The organism is Mesorhizobium sp. M1307 (assembly GCF_040318155.1).
Classification (GTDB): domain Bacteria; phylum Pseudomonadota; class Alphaproteobacteria; order Rhizobiales; family Rhizobiaceae; genus Mesorhizobium.
Genome location: NZ_JAMYLR010000024.1, coordinates 54,567 through 77,301, shown reverse-complemented (window position 1 = coordinate 77,301; position 22,735 = coordinate 54,567). Strand labels below are relative to the sequence as shown.

General features: G+C 61.0%; 19 protein-coding genes. 9 read left to right on the top strand and 10 right to left on the bottom strand.

The window, feature by feature from the left end; all coding sequences use genetic code 11:
* The first annotated feature begins 78 nt into the window (after positions 1–78).
* Together NKH16_RS22940 and asnB are read left to right on the top strand one after the other, a co-directional pair.
* Positions 79–1,320, top strand: coding sequence for a glycoside hydrolase family 5 protein (locus NKH16_RS22940; protein ID WP_352746135.1), 1,242 nt, complete (start codon positions 79–81; stop codon positions 1,318–1,320).
* A gap of 167 nt (positions 1,321–1,487) precedes the next feature.
* The gene (gene asnB / locus NKH16_RS22935) at positions 1,488–3,413 is read left to right on the top strand and encodes an asparagine synthase (glutamine-hydrolyzing) (protein ID WP_352746137.1); all 1,926 of its coding nucleotides are present in this window, start codon (positions 1,488–1,490) and stop codon (positions 3,411–3,413) included.
* Here the strand turns inward: asnB and NKH16_RS22930 are convergent.
* Positions 3,387–4,505 carry a glycosyltransferase family 4 protein gene (locus NKH16_RS22930; protein ID WP_352746139.1) on the bottom strand — a complete coding sequence of 373 codons (1,119 nt, stop codon included), beginning with the start codon at positions 4,503–4,505 and terminating at the stop codon, positions 3,387–3,389. The genes asnB and NKH16_RS22930 overlap by 27 nt on opposite strands.
* A gap of 169 nt (positions 4,506–4,674) precedes the next feature.
* On the opposite strand from NKH16_RS22930, the gene NKH16_RS22925 reads away from it, so the two are divergent.
* Entirely contained in the window at positions 4,675–6,114 is a 1,440-nt protein-coding gene (locus NKH16_RS22925) for a lipopolysaccharide biosynthesis protein (RefSeq protein WP_352901887.1), read from the top strand.
* Positions 6,115–6,158: 44 nt separating this feature from the next.
* Here NKH16_RS22925 and NKH16_RS22920 read toward each other — a convergent pair whose 3' ends face one another.
* Genes NKH16_RS22920 through wecB form a run of 3 tightly spaced genes read right to left on the bottom strand, consistent with a single transcriptional unit; the run spans position 6,159 to position 9,437 of the window.
* Positions 6,159–6,962, bottom strand: a complete 804-nt coding sequence (locus tag NKH16_RS22920) for a WecB/TagA/CpsF family glycosyltransferase (protein WP_352746144.1) — start codon at positions 6,960–6,962, stop codon at positions 6,159–6,161.
* Positions 6,959–8,290: a UDP-N-acetyl-D-mannosamine dehydrogenase gene (gene wecC, locus NKH16_RS22915; protein WP_352541698.1), complete on the bottom strand. Its 1,332-nt coding sequence runs from the start codon at positions 8,288–8,290 to the stop codon at positions 6,959–6,961. Before wecC ends, NKH16_RS22920 begins: the two co-directional genes overlap by 4 nt.
* The gene (gene wecB, locus NKH16_RS22910; RefSeq protein WP_352541699.1) at positions 8,283–9,437 is read right to left on the bottom strand and encodes a non-hydrolyzing UDP-N-acetylglucosamine 2-epimerase; all 1,155 of its coding nucleotides are present in this window, start codon (positions 9,435–9,437) and stop codon (positions 8,283–8,285) included. Before wecB ends, wecC begins: the two co-directional genes overlap by 8 nt.
* Positions 9,438–9,638: 201 nt before the next feature.
* On the opposite strand from wecB, the gene NKH16_RS22905 reads away from it, so the two are divergent.
* Positions 9,639–11,081 carry a glucosamine inositolphosphorylceramide transferase family protein gene (locus NKH16_RS22905; protein ID WP_352746146.1) on the top strand — a complete coding sequence of 481 codons (1,443 nt, stop codon included), beginning with the start codon at positions 9,639–9,641 and terminating at the stop codon, positions 11,079–11,081.
* Positions 11,082–11,099: 18 nt separating this feature from the next.
* Here NKH16_RS22905 and NKH16_RS22900 read toward each other — a convergent pair whose 3' ends face one another.
* The gene (locus tag NKH16_RS22900; RefSeq protein WP_352746149.1) at positions 11,100–12,413 is read right to left on the bottom strand and encodes a VpsF family polysaccharide biosynthesis protein; all 1,314 of its coding nucleotides are present in this window, start codon (positions 12,411–12,413) and stop codon (positions 11,100–11,102) included.
* Positions 12,414–12,580: 167 nt separating this feature from the next.
* On the opposite strand from NKH16_RS22900, the gene NKH16_RS22895 reads away from it, so the two are divergent.
* Positions 12,581–14,131, top strand: a complete 1,551-nt coding sequence (locus NKH16_RS22895; protein WP_352746150.1) for a GumC family protein — start codon at positions 12,581–12,583, stop codon at positions 14,129–14,131.
* 8 nt (positions 14,132–14,139) lie between these two features.
* Entirely contained in the window at positions 14,140–15,246 is a 1,107-nt protein-coding gene (locus NKH16_RS22890; RefSeq protein WP_352746152.1) for a glycosyltransferase, read from the top strand.
* 94 nt (positions 15,247–15,340) lie between these two features.
* Here NKH16_RS22890 and NKH16_RS22885 read toward each other — a convergent pair whose 3' ends face one another.
* The gene (locus NKH16_RS22885) at positions 15,341–16,201 is read right to left on the bottom strand and encodes an alpha/beta hydrolase (protein ID WP_352746155.1); all 861 of its coding nucleotides are present in this window, start codon (positions 16,199–16,201) and stop codon (positions 15,341–15,343) included.
* A 238-nt stretch (positions 16,202–16,439) separates the two neighbouring features.
* On the opposite strand from NKH16_RS22885, the gene minC reads away from it, so the two are divergent.
* Genes minC through minE form a run of 3 tightly spaced genes read left to right on the top strand, consistent with a single transcriptional unit; the run spans position 16,440 to position 18,263 of the window.
* Positions 16,440–17,159, top strand: coding sequence for a septum site-determining protein MinC (gene minC, locus NKH16_RS22880; protein WP_352746156.1), 720 nt, complete (start codon positions 16,440–16,442; stop codon positions 17,157–17,159).
* A gap of 19 nt (positions 17,160–17,178) precedes the next feature.
* Positions 17,179–17,994 (top strand): septum site-determining protein MinD, encoded by an 816-nt coding sequence (gene minD, locus NKH16_RS22875; RefSeq protein WP_023677152.1) that lies wholly within the window; start codon positions 17,179–17,181, stop codon positions 17,992–17,994.
* The gene (minE, locus tag NKH16_RS22870) at positions 17,991–18,263 is read left to right on the top strand and encodes a cell division topological specificity factor MinE (RefSeq protein WP_023677151.1); all 273 of its coding nucleotides are present in this window, start codon (positions 17,991–17,993) and stop codon (positions 18,261–18,263) included. Before minD ends, minE begins: the two co-directional genes overlap by 4 nt.
* Positions 18,264–18,444: 181 nt before the next feature.
* Here minE and NKH16_RS22865 read toward each other — a convergent pair whose 3' ends face one another.
* The 4 genes from NKH16_RS22865 to NKH16_RS22850 all read right to left on the bottom strand — a co-directional run bounded on the left by NKH16_RS22865 (position 18,445) and on the right by NKH16_RS22850 (position 22,732).
* Positions 18,445–19,764 carry an ABC transporter substrate-binding protein gene (locus tag NKH16_RS22865; protein WP_352746159.1) on the bottom strand — a complete coding sequence of 440 codons (1,320 nt, stop codon included), beginning with the start codon at positions 19,762–19,764 and terminating at the stop codon, positions 18,445–18,447.
* A gap of 94 nt (positions 19,765–19,858) precedes the next feature.
* On the bottom strand, positions 19,859–20,707 hold the full coding sequence (locus NKH16_RS22860; RefSeq protein ID WP_352746162.1) for a carbohydrate ABC transporter permease: 849 nt from the start codon (positions 20,705–20,707) through the stop codon (positions 19,859–19,861).
* The gene (locus tag NKH16_RS22855) at positions 20,704–21,621 is read right to left on the bottom strand and encodes a carbohydrate ABC transporter permease (protein ID WP_051406145.1); all 918 of its coding nucleotides are present in this window, start codon (positions 21,619–21,621) and stop codon (positions 20,704–20,706) included. The genes NKH16_RS22860 and NKH16_RS22855 overlap by 4 nt, the downstream gene beginning before the upstream one ends.
* Positions 21,622–21,640: 19 nt before the next feature.
* Entirely contained in the window at positions 21,641–22,732 is a 1,092-nt protein-coding gene (locus NKH16_RS22850) for an ABC transporter ATP-binding protein (protein WP_352746165.1), read from the bottom strand.
* Positions 22,733–22,735: the final 3 nt, after the last annotated feature.

Genomic DNA, 22,735 nt, shown 5'->3' with positions numbered 1-22,735 from the left:
CGTCGAAAAGCTGCGGGCCGGCAATCTTCTTTCCCGTTCGTTGCGGTTAATATCTCCCGCGAGCATGCGGAGGGAGCGATGCGAAAAGCGGTGTATGTTGTTGCCTGGGTGCTCGCCTTGCTTGTGGCGGCCGAGGCAGAGCCCATCCCTCTCAAGCGCGGCGTTGGCGTGCATCAGTGGCTCAACTGGTCGCCGGTGGCGAAAGACGGAACCTACGTTTGGCCGCCCTATCGCAGCGAAAAGGAGTGGCTTGCGGAAAGCAGGCCGCTCACCGACTGGCCGGCCGGGGAGGTGTTTGCCCACATCCGATCGATGGGCTTCGACTTCGTCCGGCTGAGCGTCGATCCCGGCCCGCTGCTTGCCAGCGGGGACGCCAAGCGGCAGCAGGCGCTGGACATACTTGCCGCCGCCGTCGAGCGGATCACGTCGACCGGCCTCAAGGTGGTTTTCGACCTGCATGGCGTCACTCAGGTTCCCGACTACAGCATGGAGATGATCTATGGCGGCGCCGACAGCGAGGGCGTTGCCCGCTATCGTCAAATGGTTGTGGCGGTCGCCGTCATGCTGGTCAAGATAGGCACCGACAAAGTCGCCCTCGAACCTTACAACGAGCCCGCATACTACCCTTGCGATGCGAGCGGCAGCGATCACTGGCAGCGGATCATGGCAGGGACCGTCCACGACATTCGAGCGGTCAGCAGCGAACTTACCATCGTTGCAACCGGCGCCTGCGGCGGCAGCATTGCCGGATTGGTCAACCTCAGCCCCAGCTTTGATGACCCAAACCTCTATTACAGCTTCCATATGTATGAGCCGCACAGCTTCACCCACCAGCGGCCCGATGACACGATCAGCTTTGCTTCGGGACTTCCCTGGCCGGCCGACAGCAGTACACCCGAAGTGGTGACCGAAACCCTTAGAGCGCGGATGGAAGCTGCCGGCTTGAGCAGGGTCGAGCAGGTCATGAACATGGCCACCGCGCGCCAAGCAATCGCGAACTATTTCGAGCAGAACTCGGGCCAGAGCCAACTGGAGGCGAGCTTTCGCCAGGCTGTCGACTGGGCTGAAGGCCATGGCATTCCCAGCCGGCGGCTCTTCATGGGCGAATTCGGCGCTATCCTCATGTCCGCGGACGGCCGCATGGGCGCCTTTGAGGCCGACCGTTCGCGCTATCTCAAGGCAGTGCGCCGAGAGGCCGAACGCTTCGCGATCCCATGGTCTGTCTGGGAGTTCTCCAATCCCTATGGGATGAGCCTCATCCCGCCCGATGGTCCCCCGGTTCCCGACCCGGAGATGCTGCAGGCATTGGGCCTGCCATAGGTGCCGTCACTCGCCCTCACCAGCGAACAACCGGTGGCAACCCCTGACCGCCAGGCTCGATCGAGGAACGGCCCGTGGCAGCTTTCTCCCGGTTGGGTTGTATTGGCACGAAGTGTTTAACACATTTGTTGTACTGAAGTGAGGAATGCGCGCGCCTAGGGGGAACAATGTGTGGAATTGCCGGATGGATCGGTCGAAGGGCTAAAAATCCACAAGAGCGGGCCGCCAGAATGTCAAACGCATTGCGGCATCGCGGTCCCGATGCCGAAGGCACCGAGATATTGGACCTGAATACCGGCGAACAGCAATTGGCATTGGTCCATCGCCGCCTGGCGATCATTGACTTGGCGCCTGAGTCAAATCAGCCGATGCAGATTGAGGACGGCCGTCTCAAAATAATTTTCAACGGAGAGATATATAACTACATCGAGTTGCGCCAGGAACTGATCGGCCTTGGCCATCATTTTCGAACGCGCTCCGACACCGAGGTGCTGCTCCGAGCCTACGATCAGTGGCACTTGTCCATGTTCGACCGGCTGAGCGGCATGTTCGCCTTTGCACTCTGGGATGCTCAGAGGCAGGAATTGATCCTCGGCCGGGATTCCTTCGGGGAAAAGCCGCTTTATCTCATGCAAAGCGAAAGATTGCTGCTGTTTGCCTCGGAGATCAACGCATTGTTGTCGGCGCAGCAAGATGCGCAGCAACTCGATCTGGATGCGGTGGACGAGTATCTGAACTGGCGTTATGTGCCGGGACCACGCACGCTTTTTAAACAGATCCGCAAGCTCAATCCCGGAAGCTATGCTGTCTGGTCGCAAGGGGTGGTCAAGGAAACGCGCTACTATACGCCTCCGGATCAGGCGGCCCTGACCGAGCGGATCGACGGAAAAACCGCCAAGAAGCGATTTCTGGAACTGCTCGACCATTCCGTCGAGATCAGGATGCGCAGCGATGCACCTTTTGGGGCCTTTCTCTCCGGAGGACTCGACTCCTCGGCTATCGTCGCCCTGATGGCCAGGCATAGCGCCACGCCCATTCGCACGTTTTCCGTCGGGTTCGACGACGCAGCCTATAGCGAACTTGGATTCGCCCGGCGCGTTGCCGATCATTTCAAGACCGATCATTGCGAACTTGTCATCCAGCCAGGCGATCTGATGGATCACCTGCCCGCGATGGTTCGCCAACGCGGGGGACCTGTTTCGCAAAGCAGCGATATTCCAATTTACCTGATGTCGGAGCGCGCCTCGCAGGACGTCAAGATGGTGCTCACCGGAGAAGGAGCCGACGAGATTCTCGGCGGCTATCCCAAGCATCGCGCGGAATCACTGGCCGGGATCTACCAGTCGCTTGTTCCAGCCTCGCTGCACGATAACGTCCTTTCCCCTTTGGTACGCGCCATGCCGGGCGCGTCGGCCAAGGTCGATACGTTTGCCCGCACCGCGGGCGAAAGGGACTTTGCCGCCCGGATGGTCTCCTGGTTTGGAGCCGTTTCGGCGCAGCAGCGCGCTTGCCTGATCGGCGCGTCCGCAAATCGCCGTTATGAGCGCAACGACTTTCCGTTCTCGTCAAGCGCTGCGGCTTCCCATCTTCGCCGCGTGCTGTTTTTCGATCAGACATCGTGGCTGCCTGACAATCTCCTGGAACGAGGCGACCACATGATGATGGCCGGTTCAATCGAAGGAAGAATGCCGTTCCTCGATCGAGACCTGGTTTCATTCGTCAGCAAATTGCCCGATCGCCACAGGCTGGGTTGGTTGCACAGCAAGCAGATCCTGCGCGACAGCATGGCCAATATCCTCCCGGAGGAAATTCTCCGCCGCCGCAAGGTCGGGTTCAAGGTACCGGTCGCCGAATGGTTTCGCGGATCGATGAGGAACTACGTGCATGACCATCTTTGCTCGCCTCACTCCGTCATCCGCAGCTATTTGAGCCCGAAACAGCTTGATAAAATCGTCTCCGAACACACCACGCGCGCCGCCGACCACGAAAAGCTGATATGGGCGCTGTTGAATTTGGAGATATTCCACCGCGAATTCAGGCTCGACGCGCCGCCGCGATCGTCGGCCTCAGCGCTTGACCGGTTGACGGCTTGACGCGGCCGACCGCCAGACATCGCAGATTGCGCCTACAAACGGGGCGAGCTCAAGCCGTTCCCGATGCACGGCCATGGCACCGGCACCAAGCTTTGCCCGCAGTGCCGGGTTCTCCACGAGGCGGCTCAGCGCCTCGGTCAACGCTGTAACATCGCCTGGCGGCACCAGCAGCCCGGATTGCCCGTCGGTGATTATGTCTTCGACGGCGCCAACCGGGGTCGCCACCACCGCCAAACCGGCTGCCATGCCTTCGATCACCGACATCGGCAGATTTTCGGCGAAGGATGGAAGAACCAGAATATCGGCCGAAGAAATCAGCGATGCGACATCGTCCGGTCCCACCCAACCCGGAAAGGCGATCCGGTCTGCAATCCCCAGCGCGGCCGATTTTGCCCGTGCCGCCTCGACTTCGCCATCGCCGGCAATCGTGGCGCGCCAATTCTTGACAGGGCTCATGCGGTGCAGTGCCTCGAGCAATTGCGGTACGCCCTTGCGGTCGCCGATGCGGCCCAGGAACAGGATATGCACATGGTCGCCGCCGCCGACATGCGCCAGCGACGGGACTTCGGTCGCATTGGGCACGATCACGATATTGCCGGCTGCGCCCGGCGCCCGGCTGGCGACGAAATCGCGCCAAAGCCTGCCCAAAACGATCACCCGATCGGCATGCTCGAACAGAGCTTTGATATGGCGGCTTATGAAACCGCGGTCGGCTTTCCAGAATGTCTGATACTGCGCCCCGTGCAAATGCAGGACATAGGGTATCGACAGCAGCCGTGCGCAGGCGGCGATCACCATCTTGCGGTAGGTGCTGCCGGAAACTGAGATGTTGATATGAATGACATCGGCGCGTCCAGCCAGACGCGCTTTAAGCATCCGTAAGCAAAAACCGAGCATATAGAAGATCGAAAGTCCGACATGCCCCGGGCCACGACTGGCAAGGAAGCACACATCGATGTCGGCGATTTCTTGCCGTTCGAACTCCTGCTTCAGCGCCCCCATGATGCGGTCGATGCCGCCCTGCCCCGAAACGCCCGAGGGCGTCGCGACCAGGACATGTATTTTTCGATCGGATATGAGGCGCTGCAACATGATGGTACTCTAAATAACACAGACCAGGTAACTGCAAAGCAAACGTTCCCGATAAGGTTTACGGCAAATCTTTTAGTTCAAACTGAATCTGTTCACCCTTCGGCGCCATCGGGCTGGATTTTCCGCCAGTCGGCGGCTAGTCGAAGGTGAGTTTTCCAGGGACACGCCCTTGCTGCTCCGTTCCACGCTCATTTATGCTCCGGCGATCCTGCTGACGCGAATTTCGGCGCTGCTCCTGCTGGTCGTCGTGACGCGTTTGATCGACCAGACCGAGTATGGCCTGCTCACCCTGGTGGTGACCGTCGGCGAAATGACCGACATTGCCGTCACCAACTGGCTGCGCATCGCCTTGCTCAGGCTTGGCGGCAAGGGCGAAGTCAGCCGCGGCAGCCTGATGCTGGCCGGGCAGGTGTTGCTTGCCACCACGGCACTGGCGCTGGTCATATCGATAGGCGCGTCGGCGGTGATCGTGCCTGAACGCTGGGTCGAGTTCGCGATCGCAGTCTGCGGCTATCTGGTCGCCGGGTCCATCAGCCGCTTCGCGTTGACGGTGCTGCAGATGCAGCAGCGCCATTCGGTCTATTCGATGCTCGAAGCCCTGCGTGCCCTGCTGCAACTCGCACTGCCGATCGGCGCCATCCTTATCTTCCAGGATAGCTTTCTGACGGTATCGCTCGGCTCGAGTTTCGGCGCCTTGATTGCCGGCATCGTGGCGGGCATCATGGCATCGCGACGGCTCGTTGCCGGTCCGCCGCGCTTCACCCACAGGGACTTCTTTGCGCTCGGTGTGCCGCTGATCATCATGGCGCTGGTTGGCTTCGGGCTCAACAGCGCGGAGCGTCTTTTCCTCAAGTTCTATTACGATGCCAGCGCCGTGGCGATCTTCGCGGCAGCCTATGCGCTGGCCCGCCAGCCGATCGATATGGTCGCCAACGCCATCAACATGGGCGCCTTTCCCGAGGTGGTTAGCCGGTTCGACGAGGATGGGCCCGCGGCATCGGGTCGGTTGCTGTCGCAGTTAATGGCCTTGATGATGCGGCTTTGCCTGCCGATTGCAGCGATGCTGGTCGCGCTCAGCAGCGATATCACCGAGCTCATGCTGCCCTCGCAATATCACGGCCGCTTCGGCCTGCTGTTTCCGATCATTGCCTTCAGCGTGCTGTGCGCCAACCTCACCAGCTTCGTCTATGGCGTCGTGGTGCACGCGCACAAGCGGCCGTGGCTGCTGATCATCGCCAATCTCTTCGGCTCTGTGGCAACAATCGCATTGTCTCTGCTGTTGATCCCTCCGATGGCAGAGATCGGCGCTGCTTTGGCGCTGGCGGGGGGCTCGGTGGTGGGCTCCATAACCTGCATTATCATCAGCGAGCGGCTCACGCCGGTGCCGGTGCCGTGGCGCGACATCGGTGTTTCGGTAGTCATCTCGCTCAGCACAGGGGTGGCCGCCAAACTTGCCAGCATGGTTGCCGGCGACGTGCCGGCGATCTTCTCGCTTATCGCCGGCGGCACTGCCGGTGCTGCGGTTTTCTTCGGGCTGACCTCGTTGTTCCACCCTGTGGCAGCGACGCAATTCGTCGCGCAGCTGCGGGCGCGGCTGCGGATCGCGTAAAGCGAAGTCCAGGGTCAACGCCTGTTTTGTGGGGGAACGCGAAACTATAAACCGGCGCTTCGGCGCCAGCGACGCTCCCAGAACTCCCGGCACAGCAGTCCCGCATAGGCAGTGTTGGTGTCGTAGTAGCGGCGCCACAAGCGTCGCGGCTCCTGGACGACGCGGAACAGCCACTCCAGGCCGGCCGCCTGTATCAGCTTCGGCGCGCGGGCAACCTTGCCCCCATAGACGTCGAAACTGCCGCCCACGCCCATCACGAAGCTTGAGGCGAGTTCATCGCGGTAGCGTTTGAGAAAGCGTTCCTTGCGCGGTGTCGGCATGGCCACCAGCAGGCAGTCGGCGCCCGAGGCGTTGATCGCCGCGACGATCCCAGCCTCGTCCTCCGGCTTGAAATAACCGTTGCGCATCCCCGCTATGACCAGGCTCGGATGGTCCTTGGCAAGTCTCGCTACAACCGCGTCGAGAACGTGCTGTTCGGCCCCCAGCAGATACGGCCTGAATCCACGCTTCGCGCAGAGGCTCAGCAGATTGATCATGATGTCGACGCCCGCCACCCGCTCGGGCAGCGCGACGCCGCACAGACGTGCACCCCAAAGCACGCCGATGCCGTCGACATTGACCACGTCCGCCCCGGCCACGTCCTCGCGCAGCTCGGCATTCTGGCGCATGGTAACCAGCTTGGCGACGTTCACGACCACATGATGCAGCGGCCGCCCCAGGGTCATCGCCTCGTCGGCGATGGCCAGTGTCTCGGCCATGGTCAGCGCATGGATCGGTGCGCCAAGGAACTCCCGGCGCCGTGATGCCAACAGGGAATGCTGCGCCCATGCCGGGGCGTGCGCGTTCATGCGGCCTGCTCCCTTGCAAGCGTCACTTGTGCGACCTCTGGTTTCTTGCCTTCGATGCGGGCGTCGGGCTTGCGTGCCTTGCGCCACGTCCACAGACCCCTCGTATCGACGAGCTTCTTGTCCTTGAGCGCTTCGGGATCGACCAGATTGAACTGCCGATGGTCGACCAGGAGGACGACGATATCGGACTTGTCGATGGCCGAAAGTGCGTCGGTGAACACGATGCCCCTGCCTTCGAGCTCATGCGGCAGCGCATTTGTGTTGGGTTCAGCCGCAATGATCTTCACATTGGGGATATCGGACAGAAGTTTCACCACCTCGACGGCCGGGCTCTCGCGCAAATCGTCGATGTTGGCTTTGAAGCTGAGGCCAAGACAGGCGATCGTCTGTTTGCGTGAGGGGTCGAGCAAGGCCTCGATATCCCTGACCACCGACATGGGCCGTTCGGAATTGATCCGGCGTGCCGAAGCCATCAGCCGCGTGCTGTTGGGTGCGGCGTCGATGATAAAATATGGATCGACCGCAATGCAGTGACCGCCGACGCCCGGGCTCGGCTGGAGGATGTTCACGCGAGGGTGTCGATTGGCGAGATCGATCACTTCCCATACATTGAGCGACAGATCCTGACACACGGCGGCAAGCTCGTTGGCAAAGGCGATGTTGACGTCGCGGAACGCGTTCTCCGTCAGTTTCACCAGCTCAGCACTTTCGGCCGTTGTCATGAACAGGTCGCCGGTGACGAAGGTCGAATAGAGTGCCGCGGTCCGCTCCGACGATTTGCGGGACAATCCGCCGATCGAGCGATCGTTGTTGATCAGCTCGGTCAGCACCTTTCCCGGCAGCACACGCTCGGGCGAATAGGCGACCAGCACATCGGCGTCTTCGCCATGCTGGACAGGAAATTTGAGATCAGGCCGCAACTCGGCAAGCAGCCCGGTCATGATACGCGTGGTTCCAACCGGCGATGTCGATTCCAATACCACAAGGTCTCCCCGCTTCAGCACGGGGGCGATGCTTCGTGCCGCCGCGAGCACGTAGGTCACGTCCGGCTTATGATCGTGGGTCATCGGGGTCGGCACGGCGATGATATAGGCGTCCGCCGGCTGCGGCGTGCTGTAGGCCATGAGCTTGCCGTTCGCCACGACCTTCTGGATCAGACCGTCAAGGTCCGGCTCGACGATGTGGATTTCGCCGCGATTGACCTTCTCGACCACCGCTCCGTTGACATCGACGCCAATGACGTTGAGCCCGCGGCTGGCGAAAATGGCGCAGGTCGGCAGGCCGATATATCCCATGCCGATTACGGAAACGGTTTTGATTTCAGCCATGATGCAGCAGTTCCTCAACAATCCGGTTACTGGCCCGGCCATCGCCATATGGGTTGTGTCGTTCCGCCATGCCGCGATAGGCAGCCTGATCGTCGAGCAGGCGATTGGCGTTGAACAGGATTTTCTCGACATCGGTGCCGACAAGGCGGGCGGTGCCGGCCACGATCCCCTCGGGTCGCTCGGTATTTTCGCGCATCACCAGTACCGGCTTGCCGAGCGAAGGCGCTTCTTCCTGCACGCCGCCGCTATCGGTAAGCACCAGATAGCTCTGCTTCTGCAGGTACAGGAACGGCAGATAGTCCTGCGGCTCGACCAGATGGATGTTCGGCACGCCTTCCAGCTCTGCGTTGACCACCGAGCGCACATTGGGGTTTGGATGGACAGGGTAGACGATCTGCACGTCTCCGCGCGCCGCCAATCCCTTCAACGCCGTACAGATGCGCTGGATGCCGCCGTCGAAATTCTCGCGGCGATGTCCGGTGACGAGGATCATCTTCTTGGAAGGGTCGAGGAAGGGGAAGCTGGCAGCGAGCTTCGCGTTCATCAGCCTGTCGGCATCGATCGCGCTTGAAAAATGCAACAGCGTGTCGATCACCGTGTTGCCGGTCACGAAGATGGTGCTTTCGGCCTTTCCTTCGGCGATGAGATTGTCGCGCGCTTGAACGGTCGGCGCAAAATGCCAGGTGGCGATGTCGCCGGCAATCTTGCGGTTCAGTTCTTCAGGAAACGGCGAGTTGATGTTGTGGCTGCGCAATCCTGCTTCGACATGAGCGACGGGGATACGCTTGTAGAAGGCAGCCAGAGCTGCGGCCATTGCCGTGGTGGTGTCGCCCTGTACCATGACGATATCGGGCTTCGCCTTGTCCAGCACCTCGGCCATGCCCAGGAGCACGCGCGAGGTCACATCGAACAGCGACTGGCCGGGTTGCATGATGTTGAGATCGTGGTGCACAGGCAAGCCGGTCAGCTCGACAACCTGGTCGACCATTTCACGATGCTGGGCGGTTATGCATATTTCGGTGATGAAGCCTGGATGAGCGAGGGCGGCACGCGCCACTGGAAAGCATTTGAGTGCCTCCGGCCTAGTGCCGAACACGATCAACAGTTTCTGCCTGGATGGCAGTTTTGGACGTGAAAGGACGTTCATCGCTGATCCTGGTCGCCTGCAGCCTTCGGGACATGCCGACTATTGCCCGCAAGAGTCATAATAGCGCCGGAAAGCGCCTTCGTGATCTCAATTCTTAATATATGATTAACAACCAAGGCCGCGTTCTCCCGGTTTAACTCTTGTGAAAGGTTGGGCTGACAAGTAGTCTATGGCAGTAGTCTTGAAAAAGAATATATTGGATTGACTAATATTTTAATCATCGGCCACGCCGACACATCCCGGCGCTGGGAAAATGAGCTTCTGGCGCGGTTGAGTGCGGCTGGACATGCGGTTTCGAGTTGCCGCGCGCCGACGCCTGAACCCAATGCGCGCACGATGGATAATGTGCTGGCGCTCGAGGGCCGGCGCTTCGGCCCCTCACTGGCAAGCCGTTCCCGGCCGTTGCCGTCCGGCGACACCGGCCCAGTCGATCTTATAGTCGATCTCACGGCTACCGCCGCACGACGCGGCACGCCTGTCCTGACGCTCGAATTTTGCGGCCAAAGCAGCTTTGCCGCAGGCATGACCGAGATGCTGGCGAGCGGGCGGCTGCCCGAACTCACCGCGCGCCTCGACGGCGTTGCCGTCGCCAGGGCGCGGCCGATGATCAGCGACCGGTTGTGGCTGTCCCGAACCAGCAACGACCTGCTCGCCGGCGCCATCTCCCTGATTGCCCAATGTGTCGCCCGCTTTTCCGCGGGCAAACTTGCGCCGATTGCCGAGAGCCCGGCGCCGCCCCTGCAGAAAGGCGGATTTATCGGGCACTATCTGCCCTTTTTCGGCAGGGGGTTAGTCGACCGCGCCGTGCAAAAACTGCGACGTGGTCGGCGCCCCTTCTATTGGCAGGTTGCTTATCGGCTGATCGACGGTCCAGGCGTCGCCGAAACCGGACAGCTGGATGGTAAGCCCTTCACCGTGCTTGCCGATGACGGGCAGCGCTTCTACGCCGATCCGTTCGTTCTCGAGCGCGACGGCTGTCATTTTCTGTTTGTCGAGGAGTTTCCCTACTCCACCGGCCGCGGGGTGATTTCTGTCGCTGAACTTGGCACCGATGGCACTTTCGGCGTGCCGAAAGTGGTGCTGGAGGAAGCGCATCACCTGTCATATCCGCAGGTGTTCGCTCACTCCGGCGAGATTTTCATGATCCCTGAAAGCGCTACGGCGCGAGAACTGGTGCTCTACCGTGCCGTGCAGTTTCCGGATCGCTGGGTACGCGACACCGTGCTGATGACGGACAGGGACTTCAACGACGCCACGCTGCTCGAATCCGACGGCCGCTTCTGGCTGTTGGGGACTGAGCGGTTCGGTCACGGTAGCGCGTCCGACACGATGGCGGTCTACTCCGCCCCTGCGCTGCGTGGGCCTTGGGTCGCGCATGCGCTCAATCCCATCGCCGTCGATCACTCGGCCACTCGGCCGGGCGGCGCTTTCATCCGCCAGGGCGACGCTTTGCTGCTGCCCGTGCAAAACGGGTCTAGAGCCTATGGCGGCGGCCTGGGGTTGATGCGGTTGGATCGCCTTGACGACTTCGATGTCCTGTTTGCGCCGCCCCACCCGATCGGCCCAGGACCGGCATGGGCGCGGGCGGGCATCCACACGCTCAATCGCGCAGGCAATGTCGAGGTTGTGGATAGCGCCGGCTGATGCGTCTGGAGCCTGCGCTTATCCAAGCCGATCCAGTTTCGGCTCGGATGCGACAGCGGTCGAAGACGTGCTCTTCGGCTGGTCTCTATACGGCACGTTTCTATAAGCAAGCAGCAACACCACGATAGTCGTAATATCCGGCGCTTTTGACGAGAGCGCGTTGTTTGACAGCGCAGCAAGCAGGAATGTCATGGTGCCGATCCATGCCGGCAGCGGCGCCGCGCGCAGCAGCCGAAAAATGAACCAGAATACCAGCACTATGAAGAGCACGGCTATCGGCAAGCCGAAGAGCATGGTGATGACCACCGGAGCGCTCTCGATATAGGGCAGATGCAGCTTCTCTTTGACGATCGCCAGGAGGTCGTCGACGTTCATGCCAAACAGGATGTCTTTCCAGCTAACAAGTCCGAATATCTGGTAGATCGTCACCCGCGCCATGAAATTCTCGTCAAAGATCGTGTTGCCGAATCGATTCAGCAGCCCGCCCGAGAATAGTATGGCCACCAGCACTGCGCCGCTCACCAGGGCGAACAGCAGCACCACGGACTTGGCCTGCCGCTGGTGCTTGAGAGTCAGGCGCGGCCAAGGCACGAACAGCAGCAGAATGAGGGTTTCTCCCGCAGCGAGCATCAGGGCGGCGCGGGCGCCTGACGCAGCACAACCGACGAGCAACACGAGAATCGATGCCACCCGCACCCATATGCGCCAGCGCGTCAGCGGCACGAATCCGATGGCTGTGGCGCAGAGCGCGCCTAGCGCCAGCGGGTGCGCCGATAGGCCAATTGGCCTGAACTGCAGTTCGTTGAGACCGTAAGGCATAAATCGATGTTGAGTCACCGCTTCGATCGTGCCGAGCACAGCGCTGAGGATCACCATTCCAAGCACGACGTCGCCCAACGCCCGCCGCACTTCCGCGTTCAAGGCCAGCATCAACAGGCCTGCGGCGCCGGCCACCAGATAAGAATCGATGATGAACCCGGAGGAGCCCGCACGGCCGGTGACGAACAGATAGGGCACCAGCGCGAACATCAGCACCGAAAAGCGAATCAACGCTTTGAATATCCCAATTTCGTCGCCCTGCAGCAGAAACGGTCGGCTGAAAAGAACGACGGCAAGGACCAGGAAGATCGCATAGGTGCCGAAATGCAGCTTCTCGTAGAACGAGCCCCCCTGGGCCGTATAGTCGACGACCATGTTCATCACCTGCGGCGACACCGTAAAGCGAAGCAGGAGCGCGAAGGCGGCGCATAGGAAAAACAGCAGCGACAGCGCGTTCTCACGGCGCGCTCGACTGGGCAACAATCGTTCCGATGCGGCAGCGGGATAGCTCATGGCCCATCCAGGTGAAGGTATTCAAACAGCATTCCGGGCAACGAGACCCCTTCAACGTCCGCCGGACGGACAGCGTGAGCGGTAAAATGGGCCAACTTGGAAAATAAGATGTTAACGATGTTTCTGTAGAGCAGGCCAAGCGTAATGATTTAACAAGGGTTGTCACCATGTCTGCCGGTTCCGGCACACCCCCTATCTCCGCGACGGCTTCCAATAACAGTGCATTCGAGCGTATCGCCAATGCACGGCGCAGGGCATTGCTGCAACAGCATGGCCCAGTCGCGGGGCTAAGCTCCGCGCCGGTGACGCCGCAACCTCCAGAGCCTGTCGCAACGGTGACCCTGGACAAGATCGGCGATTTCCTTGAGCTCGATTTTCGGCGCCTGTTCGTCTGGCTGCGGGCCGGCCTCGCCCTGGCCTTCATGCTGGCGGTAGTCGGCGGCATTGTCGGCGGCGCCTATGCACTGCTGAGCAAGCAGCGTTACACCGTCACGACCGAGGTCCTCATCAACCCATCCAATTTGCAGGTTGTGGAAAACGACCTCTACTCGCAACCGGGCCAGGTCGATAGCCAGCTGCTCAGCACGCGCAGCAAGCAGCGCATCCTGACCTCGGGCAACGTGCTTTCCCGTGTGGTGGACGAACTGAACCTGACTCACGATCCGGAGTTTTTCGATCCGGACCGGAGCACATCCTCGTCCGGCGCTGTGGCGAAGCCCGACCCGAGGCTCATCGCCTTGAAGAACCTGGCGGACCGGGTAGACGCCATCGCGGATCCGACCTCGTTTGTCACAACCCTCTCGGTATCTGCGGAAACCACCGCCAAGGCGATCCTGATCTCGCAGGCCATAGTCAAAAACTTCCAGGAAGAACTGGCTAAGGCCGAAGCTGCCGGCGCCAGCCGTGCCGCGGCTGCCCTTGACAGCCGGCTTGGCCAACTCAAGAGCGACGTGCAGGCAGCCGAAGAGAAGGTCGAGAGCTACAGGCGCAGCCACAACCTGTCGTCCAGCAATGGCCAGCTCGTCAGTTCGCAGACGCTGACGCAGCTCAATGGCGAAATCGTCGATGCGCAATCGCGTGTCATCGCCGCGCAGGCAAGCTACGACGCCCTGGTTGCCTCCGGTATCAACGGGGCCAATCCCGACCCCACGGTTTCGGAAGCGCTCGCTGCGCTGCGCGACAGGTCAAACAGCCTGCGGCAGCAGATCGACTCACAGTCGATGACCTTCGGTCCGCGCCACCCGACGATTGTCAGGCTCAGGACGGAACTCGAGACCGTCAACTCGCAACTCCGGGCCGAGTTCTCCCGCACCGTCGGCACGGCAAAGGCCAGCCTGGACAAGGCCCGGGCCTCGTTGGCTTCTCTCAACGCCAGGATGAACGATCTGAAGGGCAATGTATTCACCGACAGCGAATCCGAAGTCGCCCTGCGTGAACTTGAACGCGATGCCGCGTCCAAGAGAGCGGTCTATGAGAGCTTCCTGTCACGTGCGCGCCAAATCAGCGAGCGCGAGCAGATCGACACCACAAACGTACAGGTGATTTCGACCGCGGTGCCCCCGCCCGCGCGCTCATGGCCCCCGCGCACTGCCCTGGTAGCAGGCGCCGGAGCGTTCGCAGGCTTTGCCCTGGGGATGCTGCTGGCCATCGGCATGGGCATCATCCGCGACATGCGCCGGCCGCCGAACCGATCAGGCCTTGCCGCCAGCCGAGCCTGAAGCAAGGCATGGCGAAGCGCATCGTTTTCCACATCGCCAGCCTGAGGGGCGGCGGCGCCGAACGTGTTTTCGTCCTGATGGCAAATGAACTGGCGTCGCGTGGCCACGAGGTCACGCTTTTTACCTGGAACGCGGAAGGTCCTAACGCCGCGCTGCGTTCCGCTGCCGTGCATCTGGTCGACTTCGGCCTTCTCTTGCGCGGCGAGGGTTACGCCAAGTCGGCGACGCTGAAAGGCATCGTGCGAAGCGCAAATTTGTTCCGCCGCCTTGATCCTGATGCGGTCTATAGCGCCCCGGAATTCGCCAATCTGGTGATGGCGCTGTCACTCATGTTGGCCAGAAGCCGGGCAAAATTCTTTCCAAGCTTCCATGCCGCCGCATCGCTGCCTGCCAGCGGCCTCGGCGCGAGGCTGGCGATCTGGCTTTCCGCGCTGGTTGCAGCGCGCGCAACCAAAGCCATCGCCGTTTCCGCAGGTGTCGGCCGTGACATCATCGCCCGTGGCATCCCCGAATCGAAGGTCGTCGTGATCAATAACCCGCTGCCGCCGGCTGAAGCACCGCCGGGGACTTCCTATGCCTGGCAGGCAGCGTTGGCGGCGATGGGCGATGCGCCGGTCATTGCCACCGCCGGGCGCCTGGTGCCGGTCAAGGACCACCGGACTTTGCTGCGGGCCTTCGCTGCCTTGCGCGCCGGCCGCCCCGCCCGGCTTGTTATCTTCGGCGAAGGTCCGCTGGCTGCCGAATTGCACGCCTATGCCGAAGAGACCGGCATTGGCCAGGACGTACTCTTTGCCGGCTACGTCAACGATCCCGCAGCCTGTTACGCCGCAGCCGATCTGTTCGTCCTTACATCCACGAGCGAAGGCTTTGGCAACGTCTTGGTCGAGGCCATGGCCGCCGGTGTCCCCGTAATCTCCACCGATGCTCCGCATGGCCCGCGCGAAATACTCGGTGACGGCCGCTTCGGCACCTTGGTGCCGGTCGGTGACGCCGCGGCCCTGGCGAAGGCGATGGCCGAGATGCTGGACCACCCCACCCCTGCTGCCGTGCTGAAAAACAGGGCGGCGGATTTCACAGTCGACAAGATTGGCGATCAATACGAAGCGGTGCTCTAGTCGTTACGCACTGCCAGTAGATCGCGGTTGGATGCGGTCGACGTGGTCGGGCTTTGATTGCGATAATCTCTTCACGGGCTGGGGCGCAACGAATTCATCGTGAGGCATTCCCTCGTTCCTTGAGTTGTTGGGCGAGGAAATCCTTGACCGAATCGAGAACCGCGTCCCGTTCATGAGATATGCCTGGCAGCAAATCGAAGCGCACGCGCGCCGCCGCCTCCTCGAACGATCGACACAATGCCATGAGGCGTTCCGGCCGTGTTCGCCCCGCATCGTTGGCGCCCGGCATCCAATGGATGCTGCCTTGGACATGAGTGATTTCCCAAGTCTCCAGGTCAGCGTCGCCGACGATCATCTGGAAAGGCACTTTTGCCAGCGCTGCGGCATCGAAGGTGATGCCGAACTTCTCGGGCAGATCGCGAATGCCCACCCACCAGTCACGCGTCGGATCGAGCAAGGTCACCGAGCCTGGCGCGCCGATTGAGGCCGCCCAGAGCCTGTCGGGATGCAGGATAGCAAAACGATGCGTGAAATGCCCGCCGCCGGAAAATCCGAACATGGCAAAGCCGCTCCAATCCTGACTGTATTTGGCGCTGACCTCCTCAACCATGGCGAGCAGCACCTGATCGTAGCGTATGTTGCCCTCGAGCAAATATTTGTATCCGCTGCGGGCATCATCCCCGAGAACGCCGATTGGAAACAGCGGACACAAAACGGCGCAGCCGTTCCAGCGTCCGAACTCGGAAAACGCGTCGCGGAATCCAAGAAAAGAGGTGCGGCCGGTGCCATGGACAGCGACCATCAGATCGACTTTGGCCCCTTCCCCAACCGCGGGAGGCACATACAGGCAATAGTGAAAGCGCGGGTCTGATTTGGAAGCAAAGATGGCGGTCGCGCCAAGGTCATAGGTAGCGCGACCGCGATCCGCGACAGGCCCCTTAGCAACGCTTGTCAAATCGATAACTCCTTAATAGGCCCGGCATTCCGACAACAATATACCGGTCGGCCGACCTCGTGAACTGGAGGCGCCTCCAGGCAGCCGCGAGGAGGACCTCGTCGTGCATCGGAAGCAGGGCGCCGGCGGGACGATCGGAGGCAAAAAGAATGCCTCCGCCAACGCCTCGGGAAGCCGCCATTAACTTTTCGTTAACCATGCCGGGCTAGCCTTAACCAATCAGTAAGGACTCGCCTCTGTGACCTGCGTCGCTCCCATCCAAAACAAGTCCATACGCTTTCGAGCGCGCTCGTTTGTATCCTTCACCCTCACCCCTGAGGCTCCGCTAGGGGAATGGCTGCAAAGCCTCGATCACTGGACCGAAAACTCTCCCGGCTTCTTTGCCGGCCGCCCGGTCGTGCTCGATCTGAATATACTCAAGCCCGAGGTGGGCGAGATGCGGGATCTGGTCTTACAACTCGCGGAGCGCGGGATTCGCATTTACGCGATCGAGGCCGATGGCAATGTTGCTCTCGGTGCCGATCTGCCGCCGCTCCTCGTTGGCGCCAAGGAGGCCACCGCTGATGCGCTTTACGTGCAGCCGGACCCGAAGGCCGCCGCTGAGGCCAAGACGGAAGAACCGCAGGCGCCGAACTCATTGATGATCAAGGCACCGATCCGCTCCGGCCAGTCGATCTTTCACCCCGATGGCGATGTGGTCATTGTCGGCTCCGTCAGTTCCGGATCCGAGATCGTCGCCGGAGGATCGATCCACGTCTACGGCACGCTGCGTGGACGTGCGTTCGCCGGCGCCACGGGAAATTCCGCGGCTCGCATCTTTTGCCGGAAAAACGAAGCCGAACTTCTGGCGGTGGACGGCTGGTACCGCACTGCCGAGGAGATGGACGCCTCCTCGCGAGGAAGGCCGGTACAGGCCTTTCTCGAGGACGGCGCACTTTGCGTCGCACCGCTCAACTAACAACATTGGAGGCACAAATATGGGCAAGGTAGTGGTTGTCACATCCGGCAAAGGGGGTGTCGGCAAGACGACCTCGACGGCCGCTCTCGGCGCCGCGGTCGCGAAAACCGGCAAGCGGGTGGCTCTCGTCGATTTCGACGTCGGCCTGCGCAACCTCGATCTGATCATGGGTGCCGAGCGGCGCGTTGTTTTCGATATCGTCAACGTCATTCAGGGAACCGCCAAGCTTTCGCAGGCGCTGATCCGTGACAAGCGACTCGAAACGCTGTTCCTGCTGCCGGCCTCGCAAACGCGCGACAAGGATGCTCTCACCGAGGAAGGCGTCGCCGATGTCATCGACAAGCTGCGATCGGTTTTCGACTACGTCTTCTGCGACAGCCCAGCCGGCATAGAGCGGGGCGCGCAACTTGCCATGCGCTTTGCCGACGAGGCGGTAATCGTCACCAACCCGGAAGTGAGCTCGGTCCGCGATTCCGATCGCATCATCGGCCTGCTCGACTCTAGAACGATGAAAGCCGAGCAAGGTGAATCGATTGTCAAACACGTCCTCGTCACGCGCTACGATGCTGCGCGCGCTGCCCGCGGCGAGATGCTGAGCATCGATGACGTGCTCGAGATCCTGTCGACGCCCTTGCTGGGAATAATTCCCGAGAGCCAGGACGTGCTGCGCGCATCCAATGTGGGCGCGCCGGTTACGCTCAGCGAAAACACTAACCCCGCCGCACGCGCCTATATCGACGCGGCAAGAAGACTCGAGGGCGAGGACCTGCCGGTCATTCTGCCTTTCGAGCGGAGGGGCCTCCTCGACCGGCTGTTGGGAAGGAGGGCAGCATGAACCTGCTCGATATCTTCAAGCGCCGCGGCAGCGCGCCGGTGGCGCGCGAGCGCTTGCAACTGCTGTTGGCTTACGAGCGTCGAAGCCGCAACCAGCCCGATCTCGTCTCGGTGTTGCGCGAGGAGATCATGGCGGTGATCGCCCGGCATGTTCAGGTCGACCAGGATTTCCTGCAGGTGAGCATGGATCACGGCGAAACGACGTCGAGATTGGAGATCGACATCCAGATCCCCAACAAGGTCGCAATGCCCATGGCCGCGGCGTTCTAACCGAATCCTCCGGCCAGGGCTTGCGTCGGCTGCTGCCGAGGTTGCGGCGCCGTGGTTGGCGTGCTTGAGCCGGTTGCCACCGGCAAGTCTCGCAATTCGAGGACAATAATCACTGCCTCACCAAAAACCCGCGGCCGTTTCCAGCCGCGGGAGCCTTGGGAGGGCCTTTCGAAACCGGTGGTCAGATGTTGGCGAGCAATTCGTTGACGCGGCTTTCCATGTCGGCAAGGGCGGTGTCGACGTCCTTCTGGCCACTGATTGCTGCACTCATCTCTTCGCCGATAATGTCCTGGATCGCAAACTGACGCTGTACGGCGGACGGCAGCGGCTTGCCGAGATCAGCGACCGCAGAGATCGTGTTGCGATGCGGCAGGGCCTTGAAGACGTCCGAGGTGATGACGGCCTTATAGGCCGGCAGGTGACCGGTGCGTGACCATTCGAAGTCGTTGTCGGCGAAGAACTTCAGGAATTTACCGATGGCCGCGATCTGTTCAGGCGTGCGGTCTTTCTGCGAAACGGCCCAGGTGTGGCCGTCGGCATATTGGGCGTGGGCGCCGCCAAACAGCTGCGGATACGGATAGACCGCATAGCCGCCCTTGTTGAGCGCCGTACCCTTGGTCTCGGACTGGGCGTTGTAATCGCCGACCACCCAGGTGCCGTTAAGGTGGACGCCACCCTCGCCGGCAAGGAAGGCGTTGATCGAGCCGCCATAATCGAGATCCTTGGTGGTGTAGCCCTTCTCGAAGATCGCCTTGTACATCTCGACGACCTTCTTGGCTTCCGGCGTATTCAACTTCACATGCTTCGGATCGGCGAAGAAATCGGAATCCTGCTGGAAAAGATAGGTGTAGAGGTTGCGTGTGTAGAGTGCAGTCTCATTGGTCAGGTTCTGGACGAAATAAGGCTTGCCCGTCTTCTGCTTGAACTGTTCGGCCTGGGCGAGCAGTTCCTCGGGCGACTTTGGAAAAATCGGCGTGCCGTCGGCATTGACGAGGCCGGCTTGTTTGAAAAGATCCATGTTGACGTGATAGAGCATCGTCCAGCTGTCGATCGGCAGGCCATAGACCTTGCCGTCTTTGGTGGCGCCATTGCGTGCCGCGTCGGTGAAGGCGTCGGGTGTCACGCCGACCGACTTCAAGAGATCGTCGAGCGGCATCAACAGGCCCTTCGACTGATAATCCGACAGTACGGATTCATGGATCGTGACGATGTCCGGAGCGTCGCCTGAAGCGAACTGCGCGGTCAGTTGATCATAGCCGGGCCATTCCACGGTGGTGACGTTGACGTGGACATCGGGATTGTCGGCGTTGAACTTGTTGATTAGCGAGGTGATGATGCCGCATTCGCCAACGGCCTTGGTGGCATCGGTGTTGGTGCCGAAATCGGCATCGCAGGCGCCGAAAAAGCGCTGCACGCTCAGCTCCGTGGCCGCGAAGCTTGGACTTGCGAGCATCATTGCGCCCGCAGAGACTGCGGCAAACAGTATTTTCTTCAGTTTCATATCAGTTCCTCCTACTGAGTTTCCGCCGCTCCACCCTGGATTGGCTTTCGTGCTTCAATCGCTGCGCATTCCCCCGGCCGTCAGGCAATCTTCGTTATCTCACCGCAGCGCCGGAGACCGCCGTGACGATGTATTTCTGGAAGAACAGGTAGACGATCAGGATCGGGGCACCGGCGAACACCGCCTGCGCCATCAGGAAGCCGATGCCTTCGGACTGGGCGAAGTTGGTCTGGGTCGAGGCCATGCCGACCGTCAGCGTGAACATGTCCTTCTTCGTCGCCGAAATCAGCGGCCAGAAGTAGTCGTTCCAGGCGCCGAGAAAGGTGAAGATGCCGAGCGTCGCCTGCGCAGGAAGCGTGAGCGGCAGAAGCACCTTCCAGAAAATTCTGAGCCGGCCGGCGTTATCGAGCATGGCGGCTTCGTCCAGCTCCTTCGGGATGGCCTTGAAATACTGGGTCATCAGGAAGACACCGAACGGAGCTGAAAGGCCCGGCAGAATGAGCCCTTGATAGGTGTTGTGGAACTTCAGCATGCTGAAAATCTGGTGACGGGCGACAAGCACGGCCTGTTCCGGGACCGCCAGGCCGAACAGCACGATCACGAACAGCACGTCTCGGCCGGGGAAATTCAGCCGTGCAAAACCGTAGCCGGCGAGCGACGACAGGATCAACGTGCCGAGCGTCAATCCGCCCGAGACGATGATGCTGTTGCGCACCCAGATGAACACGGACGAGGTGCCGACGGTGTTGATGTAGTTCTTCAGCGTATAGGGTGCGTGAAACACCGAATTCGGATCGGCCATCAGCTCCGTATTGTCCTTGAGTGACAGGCCGATGACCCACAGAACCGGCGCGATCATGACGATCGAAAGCAGGATGACCAGGGCCAATAACAAATGGTCGCCAAATGCCCGGCCCTTGATGGAAGCTGCTGTGGCGCTCATGCCTGGTCTCCCCTGCTGCGTGTCACCAGGTACTGGGCCATGGCCGCGACCAGGATGAGGATGAACAGGATTTCCGATGCAGCGGCGCCCAGGCCGAGATCCCAGCGTCGGAATGCGGTATCGTAGATATAGAGCACGATCGGCTTGGTCAGATTGTTCGGACCGCCGCGCGTCATCAGCCAGGCCTGGCCGAACAGCTGGAATTGCAGCACGATCTGGATGATGATCACCAGGATGAAGGTTCGCTTGATCGACGGCAGCGTGATCGACCGTAGCGTCTGCCAGCGATTGGCATTGTCCAGCGCTGCCGCCTCGTAAATGTCCTGCGGGATCTGCTGGAGTGCTGAGAGAAAGAGCATCATCGGCAGGCCGATGCACCACCAGATGGTGGCAATGGCGATGCCGACCATCGCCAGGCTGGGATCGGAAATGAAGGCCGGAGCCGTTGCGCCGAACCATCCGTAGATCGTCGACAACAGGCCGACATTCGGAATGAAGACGATGCGCCAGATCAGCGTGACGATGGTGACCGACAGCACCGACGAGGAAAAGAACAGCGTCCGCAAAACCGCGGCAGTGCGCGTGCGGCGGTTGAGGCAAAGCGCCAGGAAAAGGCCGATCAGCGCCAGCGTCGGCACCGTCAGAAGCACGAAATAGAAGGTGTTCCAGATCGATTGCAGGAAGACCTTGTCGTGATACAGCCTGGCGTAATTGCCGAGACCGACAAAATTTCCGGACGAGAACGTGTCGGCCTTGTGGAAACTCAGCCACATCCCCCAGAGCAGCGGGAAGAGCAGCAGCGTGGTGAAGAAGAACAAGAATGGCGCAACGAAAATGACGTTTCGCCATTGCGGCGCATAGATGTCGGCGGTAGGGGCTCTGACGCCGACAGCAAGCGTCGCGGTCGGGGACATCGCCAGCCGGTCAGCCATCTCAGGCCTCTCTCGCATGCCAGGCGCGGCCGGTCTCGTTGAACAGATGCGATTTCTGGCCGTCAAAGGCAAGCCCGATTCTGTCGCCGACGGCGACGCGGCTGTTGCCGGCATCCGAGCCGACGATCTGCTGGCCATCGCCCAGCCGCGCGTAGATCAGGGTGCGTTCGCCGAGGCGCTCGAGCACATCGACGACGCCGTCGGCATTGCCCTGTCCGGCCGCAACGATGCGCACGTCTTCCGAGCGGATACCGAAAGTATACTTGCCATCGGTCAATTGGCTGGCGGCGATCTCGGTCTGCACCGATATGCCGTCCGCAAATCTGGCCGTGGCGTTCTTGCCCGATCTGTCAAGCGTCGCATCGACGAAGTTCATCGCCGGCGCGCCGACGAAACCCGCGACGAATTTGGTCGCCGGGCGTTCGTAGATCTCCATCGGGGTACCGATCTGGTCGATCTTGCGATTGTTCATGACGACGATGCGGTCGGCCAGCGTCATTGCCTCGACCTGGTCATGAGTGACGAAGATCATCGTCGATTGCAGCCGCTGGTGAAGCTGGGCAAGCTCGATGCGGGTGCGGGTGCGCAACGCCGCATCGAGATTGGAAAGCGGCTCGTCGAACAGAAAGGCCTTCGGCTCCTTGACGATCGCACGGCCGATGGCGACGCGCTGGCGCTGGCCGCCGGAGAGCTGGCCCGGCTTGCGATCGAGCAGATGCGGCATTTCGAGGATGCGGGCGGCTTCGTTGATGCGCGCCTCGATGACCTTGCCTGGTACGCCGATATTCGCAAGCCCGAAGGCCATGTTGTCGCGCACCGTCATATGCGGATAAAGCGCATAGGACTGGAACACCATGGCAATGCCGCGCTTGCCCGGTGGCAGATGATCGATGCGCTCGTTGTTGATGGCAATCTCGCCGCTATCGACAGCTTCGAGCCCGGCAATCATTCGAAGAAGCGTCGATTTTCCGCAGCCGGACGGGCCCAGGAACACGATGAATTCGCGTGCCCTTATGGAGAGCGACAGATGATCCAGCACCGTCATGGCACCGAACTGCTTGCTCACGTTCCTGATCTCGATATCGGCCGTCACGTC